Origin of the sequence: Paenibacillus thiaminolyticus, assembly GCF_007066085.1 — a bacterium.
Taxonomy (GTDB): domain Bacteria; phylum Bacillota; class Bacilli; order Paenibacillales; family Paenibacillaceae; genus Paenibacillus_B; species Paenibacillus_B thiaminolyticus.
On record NZ_CP041405.1, the window covers coordinates 1582396 to 1604180 of the forward strand.

Below are 21785 nucleotides of genomic sequence, written 5' to 3' on the forward strand. Positions count from 1 at the left end.
TTGTAGGGAATGGGGTTGTCCGTATTACATGGAAAATTGAAAAGATAAGAAGCTATAATAACATATAATAGACTAAGATTACCATTTTGGAAAATACCTTCATTGAGTAACGGGGACAGGTTGTTGGATGATCCCAAATAAATAGGATTGGAGCATATATGATCATTTCCGAACAAGATTTTGAAGCGAAGGGAATCACTTATACGATTCGATCGGCCAGCGCAACGGATGCAGAAGAACTGTCCGCCTTACGGGTGCAAATTGATGGAGAGACGGAGTTTTTAGACCGAGAACCAGGAGAAGCATTCATTGATGTGCCCGGTTTTGAACACTTGATAAGAGCCGATTCCGAAAAGAAAAGAAATATATTTTTAGTGTCGGTCGTGCAGGATCGGATCGTCGGGTTTTCGCGATGCGAGGGAAGCCAATTAAGAAGATTCTATCACAAAGTAGAATTCGGCGTATGCGTCCAAAAAGAGTTTTGGGGATGTGGCATCGGGAAAAATCTGCTAAAACAATCGATGGCTTGGGCCGACTCCAATGGCATTACTAAGATCACGTTGAATGTGTTAGAAACCAATGAGAAAGCGATCGCCCTTTATAAGATGCTGGGCTTTGAAATCGAAGGGACATTAAGAAACGACAAGATTCTGTCCGACGGTAAATACTATAACACCATTGTTATGGGAAGATGTATAGACTGAGTTTAGGAATCTTGGACGCGATCGAACGGTAGTAAAAGGTAAAGTTGCGGTACCCTATCCGTATTTGTGCACAAAAAGTCACCTCAATGAAAGCGGTATGCGCTCCTGTTGACGTTCCTCGCGTATCAGCTTCTTGATCATCTCCAGTTGCGGCTCGCGTCCCTGCGCCAGATCTTCGAATGTGGTCGGAACGTAGATGTCCGGCTGCAACGCATCTTCATAGTGATTTTTTACCGTCGTGTAAGGCCGTTCAATCCACTTATAGGAAATCGATAATCTTAGTTTTGATTCGGGAATCCAGACTCTGCATCTCTTCTGTGCCAAAAATTTTCCACTAACGTTGTCCCACCAGGATTGAAACGCAAGTCAATGGCCACATGATTCACTTGTTCCCTTTTGACATCGATGAAAAAGTCCCGAATCACAGACCTCGTTGTGTCGTCTAACGCAGCAAAGCTATCGATATACAAAACCGCCAGATCATCCTCTTTGGAAATAGCATAATCCAATCGATCTCTGGTCAGATAAGGGCTTGCAAATTTCAGTATTTTCTTCATTTGCAGCTTCCCCTCGATGACCTCATTCCCCCGCTCCACGACGAGTTGAACTTTGTTTTCATTTGCCAATCCAAAATATTGAAGCTATCTCCCTTGTGCCCTATATGACTTCCAACCAGCCGGCGATTCCGACTCCTTGCTTTACTTGCCCCGCATATTATTGAACCGTCACATGGCCTCTGTACATATTGCCTGCCGGGGTTCTTGCATTCTGTATGGCGGTGGCCGCCGCGCTGCCGTAGGCCCCGATGACATAGACGGAAGGATCGGTCAGATAGAGCGTATTATGGGAAAATTCGTTGTTCAGGCCCCAGCCCGATACGACCTGGTGAACTTGAAAAGCATCGGCGATGTTGCTATTGCCGTTCTGGTAGCCGATATTGTTGCGGATAACGGCGTTGTTGCCTTTCACGTCGATGAAGCTGTCGGCATAGTTCGCCCCGCTGATGCCTTCGCCGTAGAAGGTGCAGTTCTCTACCAACGTGCCAATCGTTCTCTCCTTAATGTCAACATGCTCCGCGGCGACGTTAGGGCCGAAGACGACATTCCGAATCGTATTGTAATGCGTATTCTGATTGTAGCCGGCCCCTTCTGCCGAGCCGACATAGACGCCCTCGCCGTAGCCGGGTCCCGTAGTGCCCGTGTCGTGAATGCGGGAGTTCTCAATGGTGTTGTACGACGATCCGTCCCGGAAATGGACGGCTTCCATTCCCGTCTCGTAGACCTCTACATCGGTGATCAGGGTATGATTCGAATCATCCAAAATGATTCCTTTCTGTCCATTGGTGAATTTGAGATTGCTGATCATCCAATAATCTCCGCGAATGCGCAGACTGTAGCCGGAACCGACAGCATAACCGGACAGAATCGCCGGGTTCGCCGGATCCTCGCTCTCCATCCGGATCGGCTGGCTTGCGGTCCCGTTCACATCAGAGGAGAAGCTCCCTGTATAGGTGCCAGGAGCAAGCACGATCCGCTGGCCGGGAGCAACCTTCTTCAAGGCGCTCTGCAGGCAGGAAGTGGTGCCGCAGGCGATCACCTCATCGGCGGCCTCCCCGGCCGGCACGCTGCGCGATTCGGCATGGGCGATTCCCATCGTGGCGAACACGCTAATGAAGAGCAGGATGGCCCATCCGGCACTTCTTCCGCTTCTCCGCTTGCTGCCGCATCCGCTGCTAGTTGTCGTCATCCCTGAACATCCTCCTTTTTTCAAACGATCCTAGTTTCACTATAAAGAGTTTAATCGCTTTAATTATATAATGTTTGATTCGCGCAATTCATTCCCGCCGATACGATTTTGTAAGGACCGTCAGCTCATCTATCATCATGGCGGAATCAACGGCTTCACCGCTTCCTTCCTGCGCCTGCCGCAGCCGCGGATTGCCGTTATCGTGTTGAGCAACGTCGCCTGGCCCGTCACATCCGAGCTTGCCCACGAGCTCGCCGCGATGTTCATGCCGCATTATCCTCTTCGACAGACAGCCCAAAAAAACCAGATGGACAGGTCTGGTCTTTTTGGGCTTCCGCTTCTGGCCCCACTTGTGCTCCCGCCGCGAACCAATTACGGAACCGATACATAGCATACGGTATACGGACATCTCTCCACAGGGACAGGATTCTTATTGTTGCCAATGAGCTTGCGGTCTCGCTACGCCTTCGATCGGGCGGGCAGTAACGACAATTTGCTGTGGCGGAGACGGTACTCTCGTGTTATTCACGACCTCTATCGTTCTGCCTGGCTTGGAATTGAGCCGATTCACCGAATTGCAGAAACACATCAGCGGTCACCTCCATTTCTCTTACCTCAGTCTATTATATGCAGCTGGAAGAGAGAAGGACTGGACAGGCTGGTATCATGCATTCATGAAGGAGGAACTGGCATGGATGAGTTGACCTGGATTCAGCTGGTCATTCTGGCGCTGGCATCGTTCCGCCTGACCCATCTTATCGTCTATGACGATATTACTTGGCCGCTGCGGGCGCCCTTTATGACCGTCACCTACGTGCCCCAAGACGATGGGACCGTCATCCGCCAAGTCGATATCCGGGGCACGGGCTTCCGGCACTGGATGGGAACGCTGCTCAGCTGTCATTGGTGCACCGGCATATGGTGCGCGGCTGTCCTCACCGCCTTGTACTGGTACGTGCCGGCATCGTTCCCCCTGCTGCTGATGTTGGCCGTCGCCGGAATCGCCGCCCTTATCGAGCAGTTCGTGCTTAATCGATTGTAAATGGGCAGCAGACCAGCCCGCAGGGCGCTCCAACCGGTCACATGGACCGGTTTTGCGTGCATGCCAACAAGCCGGATCGAGCTGTCTTCAAGCTCAATCCGGCTCCTGTAACGCTTTGGAATCCAGGCAACAACCTGATCATTCCGCATCAACAAGGGTATACTGCGGGCTCGTAAGCTTAATCTTCCCATTTAAGCCCGAAGTCACGTATACTTTGTTATCCTCCATAATGAACATGCCTTCGACATCAGGCGTCTGCTCCAAAAAGGCCAGCCCCTCCTGCAACCCCTTCACAATCGCTGCCGTAGAAAGCGCATCGCCTGCTGTGGCGGTTCCGCCGATAATGGTCACGCTCTTGATCCCGTTCTGTGTCGGTGCTCCCGTTGCCGGATCCAATATATGATGATACCGGATCCCGTTGTCTATGAAGTAGCGTTCATAGACGCCGGATGTGCCGATCGTCTCATCTCGAAGCTGAACAATGGCAATTTGCTCCCCTCGCTCCCGGTCCGGGTCTTGCAGCCCGATGCGCCACACATCTCCTCCAGGCTTGCTGCCAAGCGCCATAATCGTGCTGCCGCCCAGATCGATAAGCGCGCTTCCTGCCTTCTCCTGACGCAGGTAATCAGACACCAGATCTCCGGCGTACCCTTTGCCAATCGCTCCAAGATCGATGGACATGCCTGCCTGTGCCAGCTTGATCGTCCTATTTTTCGCATCCAATTCAATGTCCCTATAGTTAACTAACGATTTGGCCTGCTCAATGAGATCGTCAGCAGGGGGATGCGCCCCGCCAGCTCCGATCCGCCATAGCTTGACCAGCGCTCCGATACTCGGATCGAAGGTCCCCTCCGTAGCTTGGGCGTACTCTACGGCCTTTTTCACCAGATCGAAGGTCTCTTGCGAGACGTTGACCGCTTCTTTGCCTGCGGCTGCATTCACCCGCGAGATTTCACTCTCGGGATTGCTCATATTGATTTGCTGATCGATTCGATCCAGCAGCTTCTCGATGTCCTCAAGATGCTTCTCCGCCGCTTCATCACCATACAACTTCAATTGAATGACCGTATCGAATTTAAGAAAGGTCTTGGTCACAGGCGGTTCTGTCTTACTTGAGTGAGAGCCGTTGGCCCATAGAAAATATCCAATTCCGCACATTACGAACAGCAGAATTGCCGCCCCTATAATCTTCACCTTTGTACTGTTCGTCATATCGCTGAAAACCTCCTCACGAAGTCTGGCCATGAAAATCATGAAAAATTATCATCGATGAGGCATAGAGATGTATGTGATCTATATCATACCATGAGCCGCAATTGCCTAGATCCACAGTCGTACAATGCAATTCCATTGTATGTTTTGCTTCATATACTTTTGTAATTCCAAGAAACTTCGACTACAATTTCAGGTATATATATGCATTGTCACATTATACCAACCTAGCAGAAGAGCAAGGAGGTCATGGAATGAATCCGATTGCAATCGTCCGCTATCAGCCGGAGTATGCGGCTGGAGTAGCAGAGATGTGGAACCGCAGCCAGGAGGGCTGGGGCGGTGGAGATACGATTCGTACGGCGGAACGGGTGCGAACGGAAGAAGAAGGCTCGGACGCGCTGGAAGTCTATCTTGCCCTGGATCAGGATGCCGTCGTAGGGTACTGCAACCTGTTCGAATACCGCGAGGATACCGGAGCCCTCTATATCGGGCTGCTGAACGTGAGGCCGGATTATCACGGCCGGCGAATCGGCAAGATGCTTGTCCGCGAAGCGTTGGATGCGACGGTGCGGTTGGGCTGGCCGCGCCTCGATCTGTATACATGGGCCAGCAACACAAAGGCCGTTCCGCTGTATAAGCGATGCGGTTTTTTCTGGGAGGATCGGGAAGATACGACCCACCTGATGAACTTCATGCCTGCCGTATTGAATACGGAAGCGCTCTCCGCCTATTTCGATGACATTGACTGGTACGAGAACTCGACCCGGGAGATCGAGATTAAGCCCGATGGGCGCAAGGATAACGGCTTTGATTATTTCACATATACATGGGAAAAGAACGGTGCCTCGCTGCGCGTCGAATTCGAACGCACCGGAAGAGGCATCCGGCTCATCGAGACCGACGATTATCTCATCAGCGCCCAAGCGGAGCAGGCGAAGCCGGTTTTCGGCCGCGCTTATACGATAGAGTACCGGATCGTGAACAAGTCGGGCCGCCCGCTCCATCTCGATCTTCGGGGCCAGAACGAGCGCAATATTCAATTTGACTGGGAACATCAGGCCGAAGTGAAAGGCGAAGCGACGATCCGGGCGGACTTCTTCGTCGGCCCTGTCGAAGAGGAGCAAAGCATATGGCGGACATGCCCCCGCGTCACGACTCGGATGCGCATTAACGGGAAGGAAGCCCTGTTCCACATTGGCGTCATTCCCCGCTTCCCTGCCCAGCTTGCATGGAAGACGCCGGGCCGCAGCGCCTACCCGGCCATAGGCGGCACCTTCCATGTGGACATTGAGAACAACTTTGCGGAAGCGGCTGTCTTTCGCTTTACGCTGCCTGACAGCCCGGTGCTGGCCTTGGGATGCCATGATTTCGAGGTCTCCCTGGAAGCGAAGGAACGGACGTCCATCGCCGTCCCGTATCAGGTGCGACAGTATGGCTTCTATTCGCAGCAGGTCGAAGCCGAGGCTCGGCTGGCCGATGGAAGCGCCATCCCGTTCACGCGAACGATCGGAGCTGGCTTCAGCGGTCCCGGCGCCGCCTTCGCCGGCGAGACGGAGAAGTATTGGCAGCTGTTCAACGGACATTTCTCCATCAGATTCAACAAGGAATGGAACGGCTTCAGGCTTCTCTGTCCCGGGATGACAACCTGCGCCGAATTGGGCTTCCCGAAGCTGGGGAAGCCGTTCTCCACGGAATTCTCGAAGAAGAAGCCGGTATCGATCCATCCGATCCGGGAGGAGGGCGCCGTCGGACTGTCGCTGCGCTACCAATCGGCATCGTTTCCGGCGGTATTCTTGAGCGTGCACCTTCTTCTGTATGGGGAAGGGACCGTCGCCTATTGGCATGAAGCCGAGAATACCGGCGCCCAGCCAGTCGCCGAGCTGTATGTGAGCCAACAGGCGCGCTTCGGACTGCCAGGCGCCGTCCTGCCTTACAACGGTAAATATATCGCGCTGAACGAGATCACGGGCAGCGAATACAGCTACTGGGAAAGCCGCAACATCACGGAACCGTGGATATTCATCCAGCACGGCAGCGTCCCGCTCGGCGTCTGCTGGCCGAAGACACATCGTGTGCATATCGAGAGCTGGTGCATCAGCCTCGAAGCTTCGCTCGGAAGTCTGGGGCCGGGAGAGAAGTCCGCGACAGAGCCCCTCCATCTGACGATAGGCGGATATACAGACTGGACCCGATTCCGCGCCTTCGCGATGCAGGAGCCCGACACCCGTTCCGATCTCCGGCTTACCGATCCGATCGAGCTGATCCTGAACGGGTATAATCCCGTCCTCCAGTCAAATCTGAACGTGATGCTCCAGGATCACCGGTTGGTGCAGAGGGAGGGAACGATCTCGGTTCAACTGCGCCGGGAACCGCACGCAGCCGCCCGGCAGTTGGACATCGATGACTCCGGGATTACGGAATGCCCCCTTCCGGCGCCGCAGCAGAGCATAGAGGTGGTCGATGCGGTGGTTCATCTGCCGACGGCGGACGTGAAGCGAAGCTCCATCGTGCTGGTCCCGTCAGACGAGCCGATTCGATTCCAGCGGCAGGAGGGAGAGGGACAAGGCGGACCGACCTATTCGGCAGACAATGGCGTGCTGCGAGTGGCGGCGTCCCCTTCCTTCTACCCTGGTCTTCACTCCCTGCAAGCAGGCGGCGAGGAATGGCTGTCCAGCGGCTATCCGCTGCACGGGCCGAGATCATGGTGGAATCCGTATATCGGGGGTCTGAAGTACGATATCGGCGGCTTGAGCACGCTCTCGGTCCTGAAGGAGGGCGGAACGGCGGAATTCGTTGCCCGGCGGGACCGCTTCGGGAATGAATGGCAGGGCTTGAAGCTTACGCTGGACATCCGCCAGCATGACACCTATAAGGGCTTGAAGCTGAACCAATATTTTCTGATGATGTCCCGCGTGCCCGTGCTGTGCGCATTTTCCGAAATCGAGCAGGAGACGGGCCTCACTCTCACTCCTCTAGTCTGGGACACATCGATGTTCATCCAGCCCGGCGACTCGCTGGATGGCTTGCGGGTATCCGTGAAGGACCGTGACGGGTCCGATCGCATAGTCCGGCCAGGCAAGGGGGAACTCGAACTTCCGGAAGCGCGGCATCTCGTCTTCGGATCGGATAACCGGGAGCAGCAGCTTCATGTCATGATGGATGCGAGCGAGCGCCATCCGCTCGTCTATGCCAACAATGAGATATGTCAGGTGGAATACAATCGCGAACGGCACATCCCGAACGGAGCCTGCGTCCGAACAGAGCCGCTGTTCCTGCTATTCTCCCCAGATCGCATCGAATTCGAAGCCTTGGCTTCATTACAACAGATCCGGTTCCCGGACGAGAGAGAGCGCCGGGTCTCGGACAAGAGAGGAAGTGCTGCGAATGAAGATCATTGATGCCCATATGCATCTGTCCCATATCCAGGAGTTCAAATCGACCGCCGCAGAAAAATCATTCGTGGATTATAGCCTGGACGGGATTCTGAAGGAATACCGCGACAACCATGTCGTGCTCGGCATCGGCATGGGACTGACCGAGACGAAGCAGGGAGGCTTCCCGGATGAGGAAGCGGTGACCCCGATGGGGCTCGACCTGGTGGAGGCGCTGCCGCCCCAACTCGTCTATTGCCTGGGCATTAATCCTTACCGCCTTGGCACGCAAGAGCTTGAAGCGCTGGAACGAGATCTGCAGAAGCCGGAAGCCGTCGGCCTCAAAATCTATCTCGGCTATTATCCCTTCTATGCCTACGACAGCGTCTATCAGCCGGTCTATGAGCTGGCCGCCGCCTATCGCGTCCCGGTCGTGTTCCATACGGGCGATACGTACTCGGAGCGCGGGCTGCTCAAGTATTCGCATCCGTTGACGATCGATGAGGTGGCCGTCACCCATCGGAACGTCAACTTCATGATGGCGCACTTCGGCGATCCTTGGGTGCTAGACGGAGCGGAAGTCGTCTACAAGAACCGGAACGTATTCGCCGATCTGTCCGGTCTCATGGTCGGCGATACCGACAATTGCAACCGGCTCAAGGACTCGCCGCTGTTCTTCGCCCATCTGCGCCATGCCGTAACCTATTGTGATCATTACGACAAGCTGCTGTTCGGCACCGATTGGCCGCTCGCTCCCGTAGAGGCCTACATCCGCTTCGTCCGGGAGCTAATCCCGGCGGAGCATCATGAGGATGTGTTCTACCGGACGGCGCTGAGCGTATTTCCGAAGATCAGGCCGTTCTTGGAAAATGGAGGCCAAGCACCAGGCTAGCCTTGGACTAATACAAGGGGGGTCGTGTGCCGATGCCGATACCGATACTGATACACCCTATACGGCTTCGGGGTACAGCTTTGAGGGTACGACTTCGGGGATACGGTTTCGGGGGTACAGCTTTGGGGGTACGACTTCGGGGATACGGTTTCGGGGGTACAGCTTTGGGGGTACGGTTTCAGCCGGAATGAGGGAACTGCTAAATAATACTGCATAGGTGCAGCAATTTCCGCCGTTTGAGCTGATATTTGATGGAATTCCTGCACAGATGCATCATTCTTCCTCAATTTCCCTTGTTTTAAACAAATAAGGCTGAAATTCCTGCATTTTCGCAGGAACTCCATTTCGCCATCGACTTGGGTACGCTAAAACTGCAGTTTTACAGTATTATTGGACATGCCGTGAGTTAAGCTCCCGCTAAACCAAATGAAACCGATGCCCTAATCACCAGATGCCACAAGAGCCAAGGCACAGATACCCACATGAGCCAAACAACGAACGAAGACTGCCCCTGGGGCAGTCTTCGGCTCATTCTCGCCCTATAAGCTATGTCATCTCTCTTGCTCTCATCTCCGCTCGTAAGCTATGTCATTTCTCTTACTCATCTCTGCTCATAAGCTATGTCATCTCTCTTGCTCTCATCTCTGCTCGTAAGCTATGTCATTTCTCTTACTCATCTCTGCTCATAAGCTATGTCATCTCTCTTGCTCTCATCTCTGCTCATAAGCTATGTCATCTCTCTTGCTCATCTCTGCTCCGGAGAGCGGAGTTTCCTGGCGTACTCCTCCGGCGACACGCCGACGAATGCCTTGAAATCCTTGATGAAATGGGCCTGATCGTGATAGCCCAGATCCGCCGCCAGGGCCGCCCAATCCGGCAGGGCGCCGGCGGCCGCCTGCCCCGCCGCCTCGTGAATGCGGCTGCGCTGGATGACCCACTTCGGCGATACGCCGACATAGTGGAGGAACAAACGCTGCAGCGAACGCGTATGAAGCGCGAACCGATCCGCCAGCTCCTGGACGCGGGTAATGTCCCGGCCATCCACGACGGTCTCGACAATCCGGTTGACCAGCTTCACGTTATCCTCCGCTTCAGGCAGCCGTTCACGGAGGAACCCGTCTATGACTCGGCTCATCGCCTCACCATCCTCTAACGCGAACAACGCTTGCTCCAGCGGGCCGCTGTCCATCCCGAACACTTCGCGGAAGGGCAGCGTGTGCCCGGCGAGGCGTGACATCGGCTCGCGGTACAGGGGATAAAATCCCCCCGGCTGGAAGAGCACCCCGGCCACCCGTCCCTGTCCTTCCAGCACCCGCTGGGATCTTCCGCTCACAATGCCGTACACGGCCGTGTTGTCCCGCTCGAACACCAGATTGACCCCGGGATGCTGAAGCACCTCCTGCACATAGGGAGACTGGCCTCGCAAATCCCAGGCAATCATCCAATAATGCTTGATGAAAGGGCGAAGGTCAGGCGCTGGAAGATGGCGGCTAATGCGGAATTTCTGTTCGCCGGCTGCGCCATATAGCATGCCTCTGATGTCCGGCTCGCGGTTCGGCTTCGTATCCATCGTTCACGCTCCCGTTGCAAGATAAGACGCGGTATTCGCGCATCGCATTGCATTTGTCGTTTTTTTACAATACACACCGATAATCTCCTGCTATATTACCCATGTTAACAAGGGATTGAGTATGTCGCAAATGAAATGGTTACGACTTCGCGCCGTGGGACGGGGCGATGACGGTAAGCGAAGTGGCTCAGCATCTCGGCGCTTCCGCCGATATGTTCATCAGGACAGCCAAGACGGGAGAGGGACAGATCGGCATACCGCAGACCGTCGATTGCCCGTCGATGAAGGAAGTGCGCCGCATCGTGCAAGAGTGGACTGCGAAGACGACAGAGACATTCAAGACCGTGACCGACGAAGATCTGGAGACGCTCTACCATTCGCCATTCCCGAATCTGGATGGGCCGCGCAGCAAGCTCGTCCGGCTCGTCATCGATCACGAGATTCATCACAAAGGACAGCTCTTCGTGTACACCCGCATACTCGGGGTGCAAGAACTGCCATTTCCACTGTAAAAACGAAAGGAAGGATATCGGGGACAGAGGGACCAGCCGCTCTGCATGTTGCCCAATATCCTTCCTGCGTGATTAGCCTAACGATTCTTCCGCTTCCATCCACTCGCGGTACAGCCCATCCAGCTCCTGCCGCAGCCGGGCCTGCTCACTCAGCAGGTTGGGCCATTCCGCATCCTCTGCCGGGCTCGCGGACAGCCGGGCCATCTCCTCCTCCAGCAGGCGAAGCCGTTCCTCGGCTGCCGCAATCTCTTCCTCCCATCGCCTTGCCGGCTCGGAAGACGTAATGCCTGCCTTCGGTTCGGCCGGCTTCCGCTCATCCTTAGGCTCAGCCTTAGGCTCATTCTTCGGCCTCGCAGGCTCTGCCGGAATCGCCGCCGCAGCGGAGCGCTGCAGCAGCGCCTGCAGCTTCTCCCGGCATTCTTCATAATTGCCGAGATGAACGGTCAGTTCCGCCTGTTCCAGCATCCATAGCTTCTGCACGACACGATTCATGAAATAGCGGTCATGCGAGATGACGAGCAGCGTGCCGGGGAACGAATCCAAGGCTTCCTCCAGCGCCTCCCGCGAATCGATGTCCAAATGGTTGGTCGGCTCGTCGAGAAGCAGCAGATTCGGCTTCCGGTACATCAGCAGCGCCAGGCGCAGCCGGCTCCATTCGCCGCCGGACAGCTGGGATACCCGCTTGAACACGTCGGAGCCGTAGAACAGGAAGCGGGCCAGTTCGCCCCGCGCCTCCCCTTCCTCCATCGCCAAGGCGTCGCAAAAATAGCGCAGCACGGTGGAATCTTCCGCCGGCGGGGATTCCTCCTGGGCCAGATAGCCGATATCCACGCGGGAACCGAGCCGAATCTCGCCCCTGTCGTGAGGAATCTCGCCGATAATCATCTTCATCAGCGTGCTCTTGCCCGCGCCGTTGCCGCCCATCAGGGCGACGCGCTCGCCGTACAGCAGCAGCGCGCTCGTCCCGCGCAGCAGTTCCCGATCGCCGAACGCTTTGGAGACGCGATCCAGCACAATCACCTGCTTGCCGGAGCGGTCCTCCTGCTTCAGCGTCAGGTCCATCGCGCGCCGTTCCAGAATCGGGCGCTTAATCTTGACCATCCGGTCCAGCGCCTTCTGCATCGAGGCGGCCCGGCGGTGGAAGCCGGGATTCGGCGGATTGGCGCGGTTGCCCCATTCGATCAGCTGCTTGATCGTTTCCTGCATCTTTTTGATCTTCTTCTGCTGCTCCTGATAATCGGCAAATTGCTGGAGCAGACGCTCCTCTTTTTCCTTCTGGTAGCCGGAATAATTCGTATAGTAGACAATGGCTTCTCCGTCTTCGATCTCGATAATCTTGCCGACGACCCGATCAAGGAAATACCGGTCATGCGACACGACCACGACGACGCCGGGATACGATTCGAGGAACGCCTCCAGCCATTCGATCGCCGCCATATCCAGATGGTTCGTCGGCTCGTCAAGCAGCAGGATGTCCGGCCGCTTCAGCAGCAGGGCCGCCAGCCCGACCTTCGTCTTCTCTCCGCCCGAGAGCGAGGCGAACGGCCGCCCGAACTGCTCGGCGGCAATGCCCATGCCTGCGGCTACCCGCCGAATCGAAGCCTCCATCTCATAACCCCCCGCTTGCTCGAACCGTTCCATAAGCTGTCCGTACTGGTTCAGCAGAAGCTGCATGGCCCGTTCATCCGCGCAGACGGCAGGATCGGACATCTTCGTCTCCATCTCCTTCATCTCACGTTCCCAGCACCGCACCTGTTCATAGCCTTCGGCCAGCACATCATAGACGGTCGCACCGGCTCCAGCCGACGGCACCTGGGCGAGCAGGCCGACCGTCGCGCCTCTGCGGATGAACAGCTCTCCCTCATCGGGGGCAGATGCTCTGTCCAGCAGCTGCAATATCGTCGTCTTGCCTGTGCCGTTCCGTCCGATCAGGCCAACCTTCTCCGCCTCCCCAATCTCGAACGACACATCAGAGAGCACCAGATCGGCCCCATAATATTTCTTCACATGCCACAAATTGATTACCATGGTCAACGTCCTCCTCCGGGCGCACTTCCTCCCCGGACCGGAACAAAAAAAGACTGCAGGGAAACATCCCCGCAGCCTTATGCCAGATCATACCCGTTCAGGTCAAGGCAGGAGAGTCTTCACGCCAATTCGTCACATTCGTATTCGCAAAAATGGACACACCTATCCCGTTGACCACTTCATCATGGGTGATGCCAAATAATGCCATAGGCAATTGGCTAATGCGGATCGTTGCGACGTTGCGGTTCATCTCCTACCTCACCTCCTCTTCAGGCTCTGCATGAGAGCATAATTATTCTATATTATACCCGAAAGCTACGATGGAGTAAAGTACTTCCTGCCTGGCGCACACTCATCACCGGGTCCCGCCAAGCCTCCATCCGCTAGCATCACCGTGTCCTCTCCAAGGCGGATACGGCAATCTCCATCCCCGCTTCCGGCGTAAACCCAATCCGGTACTCCCGCTCCGCATCCGCGATCGTAACCGCCGCGAAGCCGGCCGGCCCCTTCTCCTGCGGCAGCAGACGAATCATCCCGCGGGCGAGCTCCCATTCATAGGCGGATGCTCCGATGGAGGCAGGCTCCGGCAGCCGGTACGCCTGACGGTATTGCCTCACCTGGACAAGCGGATCGGCAGCAGCCACATCCACTCCGCATAAACTCAGCGGGCTGTCCCATGTCCGGGACCGTTCATATTCAATCAGCCACGGCATATCATGGCGGATGAAGGCCGTGCCGAATGGGATGAACGAGCCGTCCTCTAACGGAGCTTGCTGCCGCCAAGGTCCTACGTATGCGACGCCGCGCTTCTTCGCTTCCTCGACGAAGGCAGCCATGCCGCCGGTGATGTCCAGCGCTACGCCGAAGATGCCTTCCCGGCTCTCCGCGAACTCCGCGAAGGCGCGTCCCAGCTGCGTCGTCCGCAGCTTGTCCGAATCCGCAGCCGCAATCACTTCAAGGAACCCGGCACCGAAATAGGCGACCTGCGCCCGCGCGCCGGGAAATGCCTCCACCGGGGCGGTAAACCGGGCTCCAGTCGTCCCGCTTATCTGTTCGACTGCCGCGTCCACATCGCGAACCGCCACAGTCACATGATCAAGCCTCAACATAGGCTATGTCCCCCTCTGTCCAACAGGGTCGTGCGTCCGGACGGAGGCCCAATGCGCCAGCATGCCGCAGATGTCCTGTTCCGCCTTCTCCAGAAGCTGCTTCTGGCGGCGGATGTCGCGAAGCTTGCTCTCATAATAAGCAATCGCTTCCTCTGCGCATGCCGGATCCCCATAGCCGGGAAAGCCGGCGCATTGCTGCAACAAGCGGGCCAACTCCTCCGCACGAACCCCCATATGCAAATAGAACTGAATCTGCCGTACACGTTCAACGTCTTCCTCCGCGTACACCCGATATCCGCTGTCGGTACGCGATGGAGCAAGCAATCCCTTCTCCTCGTAATAACGCAAGGAACGGATGCTGGCTCCCGTCAGACGTGACAGGTCACTGATGCGCATCTAGATTAACTCCTTCCACCGGCCGGTAACCTAATCGTAAAGTATAACATGGTGTGAGAGTCAAGACCGCGCTGGCATTCCATTTGCCGCTTCAGACCGAGTAACAGTTCTGCCAATCCCGCCGCCGGTATGTCCATCATCCGACCGGAGCATCCTCCGCGGGAGCATCGCCGGGGCTCGAATTCGGTTCGGACGCTACCCCTTGTCCCGATAGGAGATGACGAATCCATACCACCAATAGATGGAAAAAAGGCCGCTAATCAGTACGTAGATCGCCCATAACGCGCCTTCCCTCAAGCTTTTCCAGAAATAATGCAGCTCCGTCATGCCTTCGCTTCGACCCATGGCATTCAGGAAAAATACCGTAAATCCCGTCACCAAAATGACGATATGCACCACCGATATGCCGATCCGTCGGCGGATAATCAGGCTGAACGCACTGGCCGCCAGACTAATCCCGAACACCGAATAAAAGAGTAGCCAAACCCAACTTGGATTGGTCGCCCACATAGACTTTTTCTCCCTATTTATAATATGTATTTATTCCAGGCTACGGCGCATACAGCAGCGTAGCCCCGAAAAGAGATAGCAGCACAGCAAGCAAGAACACCGCATAGGCAGGCTTGCTCAGATGCGCAGTATGCTTGTCATAATAACCGTTCCTGCGAAAAGGGCTAATCCACAGCTCTCCGATCAGATTCAACACGACGGCCAGCAGGCTTCGGACAGACCTCATCCTCGGCACCTCCCTCCACCAAATAGCTCTTCATATTTGCATTCTATTCCGACAGGGGGTATCGGTATGCCCCATCGAGCGCGTCAACAATAGCGCGACCCGCTCATAGATCGCGTCCAGTTCCTCCACGCTCACCAGATAGGCCCGATGCTCGAAGGTCACATGGAACGCAGGATTGCGGCTTGCCAACGCTTCCAAATACGCATAGGCGGCTCCGTAGCGGCTGTCGCCATCCTGCTCAGGCAGGACCGGCAAATGATTCTGGAAATTCTCCTCCTCATAACGCACATTGCTGTAATGAACGAGATAGACATAGGGCGCTAGTGCGTCGAGCCACGCATACGGGTCGAACCCGGGAAGCACCCGCCCCGATATATCGAGCCGCGCCGTATCGACCACGAGTGCAATCTCCGGGTATTCCCGGAACATATCGATGAACTCCTCGGTGTAATCCCCTGCAAAATCATGCTCCAGCACGATGCGCTGGTTATGCTTGCGCTGCAGCTCGCAGCATGCTTCGAATAACCGGACCGATATCTCTCTGAATTCGCGGCGGCTCAACTGGTCATGACCGTAACGTTGATCCGAAGCGGGCATTCGAGGATACGGCCGCTTCCATTGCGCCGGGAACAGCGGCAAGAATGGATAGTGGAATAAAATATAGTCTGCCCCATATCGGGAAGCCAGTTCAACCTCCGCCTCCATTCGTACCAGCGCTTCCGCCCGCTCTGCCGGACAGACCGCATTCAGCTTGGGCAATTGGTAGCCAAGGGAATCGAGGATGGGCCCATGTACGCCATATTGGAGCTGATGGCGGACGCAGAAATCCTGCACCGCTTGCAGTTCCTGTTCATCACGCAGCATGCAGACCTCCATGCCGTTAATCGGCCCGCGCGCCAGCTCATGCCACCGCCCGGCCGTAAAGGGGCCCCACATTCCCGCTTGCAGTCGTCTCATTCTCATCTCTCCTCGACTATCGCCGTAGTGATGCAACATACAAAATATTTAGGGAGAAACTGCTTTTTCAACATTATACCAGAAAAATCCTGTCATGCTTCTACAAATATAGACATAAACGGAGTTTTTTCCCGAGAATCGAAACGAAAGAAAAAAGCCGCCCCGAAAGATACGGGACGGCTGTGGACAGTCGCCGATTACAGCAAGTCACAGATGGGCCGCTCTTCCAAAAACGGAGTCACCATATTGGCGCAAAAAGACGGCAGCCGCTCCCGCATCCAGGGATGAACGGCAGTGTTCATCATATGAAAGGAATAGTAGCCGAAAATATTCAGCAGCATGAAGCCTTCGAGCAGCTTCATCGAATCGCCGCAGGTCGAAGGGAATTCCGCCCCATAGCCTTCCATGAAATCCGTCCGCCGCTCGGATGGGACGCTTAGCGCGCCGCCCGCCGCATCATACAGAAAATAACCGTGGCCGTACAGGCAATAGTCAATCAAGGTAAAGCCCCGATCCGTCACAATGACATTGGCCCGGTTGATGTCAGCATGGATGAGACCCCATGTGCCAGGTTCCGGCTCGTAGCGGCGAAGCCGCTCATTAATGAGCTGGAAGGCTTCACTCATCAGTCCGAAATCGCCCGGCGCAAATATGCCGTGATCCCGTCCGTAGGTCAGTCGCTCCAGCATCGCCTCGTTCTCCGCAATTCCGGCGTAAGCGGGTCTGCTGATGGCCCGTTCCGGCTTGTACCCGCTCGTAAACCGGTGCAGCATGCCGACCTGCCGTCCGTAGCGAAGAGCGGCTTCTCGCGATGCGAAGTCATCCGGTTGCGAGTCCCGTCCTTCCAGCCAGTGCAGCAGCGTGCAGTGTATGAAGTCTTCCCCGTCCGAGATCCGGGAGACGAATTCGCCTTCGCGATTGCGGACAGGCTTCTGCACATTCAAGGCGGTATTCTCGCCCAACGCCTGCAACAGCTCCATCTCCCCGGTCAAGCCCGCCTTGGAATGCTGCAGGCCGTGAAGCTCGGCATGAACCGGCTTATGAACCCGCAGCAGATAGGATGAGCCGGACTGATCGGTAATCTTATAGGTCAAATTTTCATTATGGCGAATAAACGCAATGATTGGCGATTGTATCTCATAATGCGACAACGCATCGGCCGCAATGGCTTGATGGCCCACTTTCTCGTCTCTCCCTTGTGCGCATGCAAGAGGTCTAGGGCATGAATCATGCTCGCTACTTCTGCCTGCTTGTCAGTTCAATCTTCTCTTCCTGTCCATTCCAGCCGATCGTGATCGACAGCGGCTCTTCGATCTTCCGCTGCCCGATAACCTGCCACTTATGTCCGAAGATGTATTTGGCGTTCTTCACACCGGGTTCGGTCCCTGCCGCCCCATTCATCTCCCCGCCTGCAAATACATAGCGGAAGTCCTCGATCGTGTCCTCTGTCCCGGCATAGCGAATGGCCAGCTCCAGATCGACGTTTTGGATGAATTTCACCTTCCAGTGGGCCCCCTCGCCCTTGAAGGCCGTCTCCTTCGCGCATCCGGACATACTCAGGATCAGGATGATCAGCAGTCCGATTCACAGAAAACATGTTTTTGGCATGGCAATAACATCCCATTCAAAAAAGTTCAAAAAACTATCCTAATCTAACTTGATTATTGTACTATATATTTCCTGTTCCGTCAGCTTGACCCGATCGATGTTCGTTGCCGCCACAGCGTTCTTCGTTCTTCAACCGGGAAAAGGGATGCCGCATGCCTTTGCTCTCATCGGCCCGCTTCTTCGCTATTCGTCTTGCTTGGTCTCTGCGTGTCCAACGGGCGCCCGGGGAACTCATACTTCGCCATCATCTCGCCCCAAGGCGCGATGCCGGTCTCCACGAAGCCTGCCGAGGCATACAGCCGCCGGGCCGCTTCATTATTCGGATCATAGCCGAGCAGACAATGCTCCTTCCGGTCCGGCTGCGCTCCGATCTCATCCAGCACAAGCTGCAATGCCCGCTTGCCATATCCTTGCCCCTGGAAGGACGCATCCACCATGAAGCGGTAGATCCAGTAGTTCCCGTCATCCGGATCGATGCCATACATGGCGAATCCGATCATGCGCTCGTCCAGGCAGATGCCCTTGCATTGAAAGCCGTCCAAAAATTGCGCTTCGGCGATGGAATACAGGTTCGATGCGATGAAGCCCTCCTGTCCCGTACCGACTTTCAATGCAATGCATTCCTCCCAGTTGCCGGCGGTGATAGGCTGCAGATCAATATTCATGGAAAGTCCCCTTTCGGCTATCCATTCCTTCTGTCCAATTCGCCTCGCTCCACCGGTTGATCCGGTCCCGGCAGCTCGTATTGGTAGAAGCACAGGTTCAGCCATTGATTGAATTTATATCCCGCGTTCCGGATCGTCCCGGCATACGTAAAGCCGAGCTTTTCATGCAAGGAAATACTGCCCCGGTTCGATTCGTCAATGCCGGCGACGAGCGTCTTGTATCCGCTATCGGCTGCGACACGGATAATTTCCCGCAGCAGCTGGGACCCGATCCCGAAGTGACGGCATTCATTATGCACGTAGACAGAGTGCTCGATCGTGTATTGATAAGCCGGCCAGGCCCGGAACGGACCGAAGGCAGCGAAGCCCATTACCCGGTTCTCTGCCTCATAGACCAGAACAGGAAGGTTGTCCTGGCGCTTCTGCCGGAACCACTCCGTTCGCTGCTCGAGCGATTGCGGCTCGTACGAGTAGACCGCCGTAGAATGGATAATCGCATCGTTGTAAATTTCCAAAATGGCAGGCAAGTCCTGTTCAGTCGCTTCTCTAATCATGCTCTGTTCACCTCTGCGTTCGTATCGGCGGGCGGCGCAGCGCGTCGCCCCGTCTGGCTATGCCGTAATTATACCAGCTCTTCGCTTCACGGTAAGCTGGAAATGAAAAAAGAGACGCATCTGCGCCTCTCTCTATCGATGTCACGAATTATTCAACCATCCTCTTGGAGTCGCTCCAGGATTGGCCTCACACCTTCGCCGCCTGTGTCCGCGGAAGCGGAGGTTGGCCAGCGTCAGCCGCTTCGGCCCGCTTCAGGAATTGCCGCCCCTTCCAGCGGAACAGCACGAGAATGCCGCGAATGTATTCATCCGCGATCATGCAGGCGTAGATGCCGGCGAGCCCCCAGCCCCAATGAATGCCCAGCAGGTAGGACAAGCCCGTGGCAACCAGCCACATCGAGAATATGGCCGTCAGCATGACGAAGCGGGTGTCGCCTACCGCATTGAGGGCGTTGCCCATCGCCATGTTCAGCATCTTGCCGGGCTGCAAGAGCAGATTGAGCCCGAGCAGCGAGACGCCAAGCGCCACAATCTCCGGATCGGCCGTGAACAGCCCCAGCAGCGCCCGGCCCGCGAACAGCAGCACGAGCGCATTGACCGTGACGAGCGGCAATCCGTACAGGAGGGCGCGATAGGCCCCTTGGTAAGCCTCCTCCGTCCGTCCCGCCCCGAACAGATGGGCGACCTGAATCTGCAGCGCCATCGCGATCGATGATCCGAGCAGGAAGCAGAACGATTCCAGCGTATTCATGTACGTCCGCGCCGCCAGTTCCTGCGGCCCCAGCATCGCGATGAAGGCGAAGATAACAAGCTGGGAGAATACCCAGCAGGACATGTTGACGCCAAGCGGCCAGCCGATATGCAGGATCTCCTTGAAGCGGGCCCCGTCGAAGCCGAGCATCTCCCGCAGGCGGATGCGATGTCCGAACGAATGGACGAACACATAAGCCAGGACCGCCGTCGCCAACAGCCGGCTGATGACGGTCGACAGGGCGACTCCGGCCAGCCCCCACTGCGGGAAGCCGAAGGCTCCGAAGATGAAGCCGTAGTTCATGGCGACATGGATGACGTTCATCCCGATCGCGATGATCATCGGCCCCTTCGTATTGCCAGTGTTCCGGATCACCGTGCTGAGGGTCGACGTGAGCGCCGTTAGCACCATGCCGCCGCCGACAATCGAAATATAAGTGTCCGCCAACGGCAGCAGGCTGTCCGGCAGCTGCAGCACCGCCGCGATCGCGCGCGGCTTCGCGTAGAGCACGAAGCTGAGCGCCAGCCCGATCAGCGCGCTTGCCGACACCGCCAAGATCGCCACGGAACGCGCCTCCTCTTCCCTCCGCGATCCGAGCTTCTGCGCGATCAAAATGCCGGCTCCGCTCGCCACCGTCATGAAAAGGGTCGTGAGCGCCTGGAACAGCTGGTTCGAGAAGCCGACAACCGCGACCGCATCATCCGAGATGCGGCTCACCATCAGCGTATCCGCCGCCCCCAACAAAAACTGCAGAAACAATTCTATAAAAATCGGCCATGCCAGCACTCCCAATGCATACCGATTCCGTTCTCTTTTCACAAATGAAACCTCCGTTATCTCCTGATGTTGGCTGCATATCCTCTTGTAATGATGGATAGAACGTAATCATTATAGATGGTATACTCATCTTGGTGTGTCACAATATCAACTTGAACTATCAAGATGCCAACCTGTTCAATTCGAAAAAAGGAGGCTCTTCCAATGAAAGCGCTGCAGTTCACATTACCGCCATTGCCCTATTACATTTACAGTGGTTCCGGCATCATGGAGGCCGGTCAGAAGCATGCCAGCCGCCGGAATATTGAAGTATTCGACATGCTGTTCGTGACCGGAGGCTGTCTCTATATGTATGAGGAGGAGCGGGAATATGCGGTACGTCCGGATCATGTCCTCCTATTGCGGCCGGATCAGACGCACGGGGCGACGCAGGAATGCATGGAGGCGACAACGTACTTCTGGCTGCATTTCCAGACGGAAGGAACATGGGAGGCTACTGAGGAGGTGCCGCATTCCCACGCCTGCGACGGTGGCGAAGCGGCTGTGGCCTCCCCGTTGCCTTTTGCCCCGCGGCCGTTCCTCGTGGCCTTGCCGCAGTTCGGCAAGCCGCTGCAGCCGGACCGGGTGCGGGAAGTCCTGCTTCAGCTTCAGGATCTGCGGGAGGGGATTCCCGAGCCGAATACCCCCTGGAAGGAACAGATGCTGTTCCAGCACCTGTTCCACCTCCTGTCGGTCTCGGCGGACCAGAACGGCCAGTCCCCCGCCGCCGCATGCGCGGAGCGGGCAGCCGCTTACTTGCGGCGCCATTACCGGGACGATATCAAGGCTCAATCCCTCGGTGACAGCCTGAATTTCCATCCGGTCTATATCGCCCGCTGCATGCAGAAGCAGTTCGGCTGCTCCCCGATCGAATATTTGACCCGCTACCGCATCGACCAGGCGAAGCTGCTGCTGCACCAGACAGATCTGCCGATCTCCCGCATCGCCGAGGAGGTCGGCTTCCGCCAAGCGGCTTACTTCGCCGCCTGCTTCTCCCGGTATGAAGGCATGTCGCCGCGTCGGTACCGGCAGCAGTTTTTCTGCCATTAAGGAGTTGGCGCCTGCACGGGGCTGCGCCTTCCTGCGCCGGATCAGCCGGGCAGGACGAGCTCA

General features: G+C 56.1%; 22 protein-coding genes and 1 pseudogene. 6 read left to right on the forward strand and 17 right to left on the reverse strand.

Going from position 1 to position 21785, the window contains the following annotated elements:
- Positions 1-158 precede the first annotated feature (158 nt).
- Positions 159-704 carry a GNAT family N-acetyltransferase gene (locus tag FLT43_RS07055; protein WP_087442376.1) on the forward strand — a complete coding sequence of 182 codons (546 nt, stop codon included), beginning with the start codon at positions 159-161 and terminating at the stop codon, positions 702-704.
- Between the two features lie 278 nt (positions 705-982).
- Here the strand turns inward: FLT43_RS07055 and FLT43_RS07060 are convergent, their stop codons facing one another.
- From FLT43_RS07060 to FLT43_RS30470, 3 genes are all read right to left on the reverse strand, one after another.
- On the reverse strand, positions 983-1261 hold the full coding sequence (locus FLT43_RS07060) for a S41 family peptidase (RefSeq protein ID WP_127510902.1): 279 nt from the start codon (positions 1259-1261) through the stop codon (positions 983-985).
- Between the two features lie 157 nt (positions 1262-1418).
- Positions 1419-2450: a right-handed parallel beta-helix repeat-containing protein gene (locus FLT43_RS07065; RefSeq protein ID WP_087442374.1), complete on the reverse strand. Its 1032-nt coding sequence runs from the start codon at positions 2448-2450 to the stop codon at positions 1419-1421.
- Between the two features lie 135 nt (positions 2451-2585).
- Positions 2586-2717, reverse strand: coding sequence for a hypothetical protein (locus tag FLT43_RS30470; protein WP_255321569.1), 132 nt, complete (start codon positions 2715-2717; stop codon positions 2586-2588).
- 424 nt (positions 2718-3141) lie between these two features.
- Here FLT43_RS30470 and FLT43_RS07070 point away from each other — a divergent pair, with 424 nt between their 5' ends.
- Complete coding sequence (locus tag FLT43_RS07070) at positions 3142-3492, forward strand: DUF1360 domain-containing protein (protein WP_087442372.1); 351 nt, start codon at positions 3142-3144, stop codon at positions 3490-3492.
- 138 nt (positions 3493-3630) lie between these two features.
- Here FLT43_RS07070 and FLT43_RS07075 read toward each other — a convergent pair whose 3' ends face one another.
- Positions 3631-4704 (reverse strand): FAD:protein FMN transferase, encoded by a 1074-nt coding sequence (locus tag FLT43_RS07075; protein WP_087442371.1) that lies wholly within the window; start codon positions 4702-4704, stop codon positions 3631-3633.
- A 254-nt stretch (positions 4705-4958) separates the two neighbouring features.
- On the opposite strand from FLT43_RS07075, the gene FLT43_RS07080 reads away from it, so the two are divergent.
- Complete coding sequence (locus FLT43_RS07080) at positions 4959-8105, forward strand: GNAT family N-acetyltransferase (RefSeq protein WP_087442370.1); 3147 nt, start codon at positions 4959-4961, stop codon at positions 8103-8105.
- Positions 8092-8970, forward strand: coding sequence for an amidohydrolase family protein (locus FLT43_RS07085; protein ID WP_087442369.1), 879 nt, complete (start codon positions 8092-8094; stop codon positions 8968-8970). The genes FLT43_RS07080 and FLT43_RS07085 overlap by 14 nt, the downstream gene beginning before the upstream one ends.
- 745 nt (positions 8971-9715) lie before the next feature.
- On the opposite strand, the gene FLT43_RS07090 is transcribed toward FLT43_RS07085, so the two are convergent.
- A complete protein-coding gene (locus tag FLT43_RS07090; protein ID WP_087442368.1) occupies positions 9716-10540 on the reverse strand; it encodes a helix-turn-helix domain-containing protein in 825 nt (274 codons plus the stop codon).
- Positions 10541-10692: 152 nt separating this feature from the next.
- Here FLT43_RS07090 and FLT43_RS07095 point away from each other — a divergent pair.
- Positions 10693-11052: pseudogene (locus FLT43_RS07095) on the forward strand (DinB family protein); the annotation flags it as partial.
- 72 nt (positions 11053-11124) lie between these two features.
- On the opposite strand, the gene abc-f reads toward FLT43_RS07095, so the two are convergent.
- The 12 genes from abc-f to FLT43_RS07145 all read right to left on the reverse strand — a co-directional run bounded on the left by abc-f (position 11125) and on the right by FLT43_RS07145 (position 20675).
- Positions 11125-13080 carry a ribosomal protection-like ABC-F family protein gene (gene abc-f / locus FLT43_RS07100; protein ID WP_087442366.1) on the reverse strand — a complete coding sequence of 652 codons (1956 nt, stop codon included), beginning with the start codon at positions 13078-13080 and terminating at the stop codon, positions 11125-11127.
- A gap of 97 nt (positions 13081-13177) precedes the next feature.
- Positions 13178-13330, reverse strand: coding sequence for an RAxF-45 family protein (locus tag FLT43_RS29260; RefSeq protein WP_164776579.1), 153 nt, complete (start codon positions 13328-13330; stop codon positions 13178-13180).
- A gap of 139 nt (positions 13331-13469) precedes the next feature.
- Positions 13470-14189 carry a VOC family protein gene (locus FLT43_RS30015; RefSeq protein WP_244194180.1) on the reverse strand — a complete coding sequence of 240 codons (720 nt, stop codon included), beginning with the start codon at positions 14187-14189 and terminating at the stop codon, positions 13470-13472.
- 3 nt (positions 14190-14192) lie between these two features.
- The gene (locus FLT43_RS30020; RefSeq protein ID WP_244194179.1) at positions 14193-14585 is read right to left on the reverse strand and encodes a MerR family transcriptional regulator; all 393 of its coding nucleotides are present in this window, start codon (positions 14583-14585) and stop codon (positions 14193-14195) included.
- Positions 14586-14780: 195 nt separating this feature from the next.
- Positions 14781-15095, reverse strand: coding sequence for a hypothetical protein (locus FLT43_RS07110; RefSeq protein ID WP_087442365.1), 315 nt, complete (start codon positions 15093-15095; stop codon positions 14781-14783).
- Between the two features lie 40 nt (positions 15096-15135).
- Positions 15136-15321 (reverse strand): hypothetical protein, encoded by a 186-nt coding sequence (locus FLT43_RS07115; RefSeq protein WP_087442364.1) that lies wholly within the window; start codon positions 15319-15321, stop codon positions 15136-15138.
- 30 nt (positions 15322-15351) lie between these two features.
- Positions 15352-16278, reverse strand: coding sequence for a sugar phosphate isomerase/epimerase family protein (locus tag FLT43_RS07120; protein ID WP_174818216.1), 927 nt, complete (start codon positions 16276-16278; stop codon positions 15352-15354).
- A 197-nt stretch (positions 16279-16475) separates the two neighbouring features.
- On the reverse strand, positions 16476-17459 hold the full coding sequence (locus tag FLT43_RS07125; protein WP_087442362.1) for a phosphotransferase enzyme family protein: 984 nt from the start codon (positions 17457-17459) through the stop codon (positions 16476-16478).
- A 55-nt stretch (positions 17460-17514) separates the two neighbouring features.
- Positions 17515-17778, reverse strand: coding sequence for a hypothetical protein (locus FLT43_RS07130; RefSeq protein WP_087442361.1), 264 nt, complete (start codon positions 17776-17778; stop codon positions 17515-17517).
- A gap of 272 nt (positions 17779-18050) precedes the next feature.
- Positions 18051-18551 carry a GNAT family N-acetyltransferase gene (locus tag FLT43_RS07135; protein WP_087442360.1) on the reverse strand — a complete coding sequence of 167 codons (501 nt, stop codon included), beginning with the start codon at positions 18549-18551 and terminating at the stop codon, positions 18051-18053.
- A 17-nt stretch (positions 18552-18568) separates the two neighbouring features.
- On the reverse strand, positions 18569-19105 hold the full coding sequence (locus FLT43_RS07140; RefSeq protein ID WP_087442359.1) for a GNAT family N-acetyltransferase: 537 nt from the start codon (positions 19103-19105) through the stop codon (positions 18569-18571).
- A gap of 187 nt (positions 19106-19292) precedes the next feature.
- Positions 19293-20675, reverse strand: coding sequence for an MATE family efflux transporter (locus FLT43_RS07145; protein WP_087442358.1), 1383 nt, complete (start codon positions 20673-20675; stop codon positions 19293-19295).
- A gap of 162 nt (positions 20676-20837) precedes the next feature.
- Here FLT43_RS07145 and FLT43_RS07150 point away from each other — a divergent pair, with 162 nt between their 5' ends.
- Positions 20838-21722: a helix-turn-helix transcriptional regulator gene (locus FLT43_RS07150; RefSeq protein ID WP_087442357.1), complete on the forward strand. Its 885-nt coding sequence runs from the start codon at positions 20838-20840 to the stop codon at positions 21720-21722.
- Positions 21723-21785: the final 63 nt, after the last annotated feature.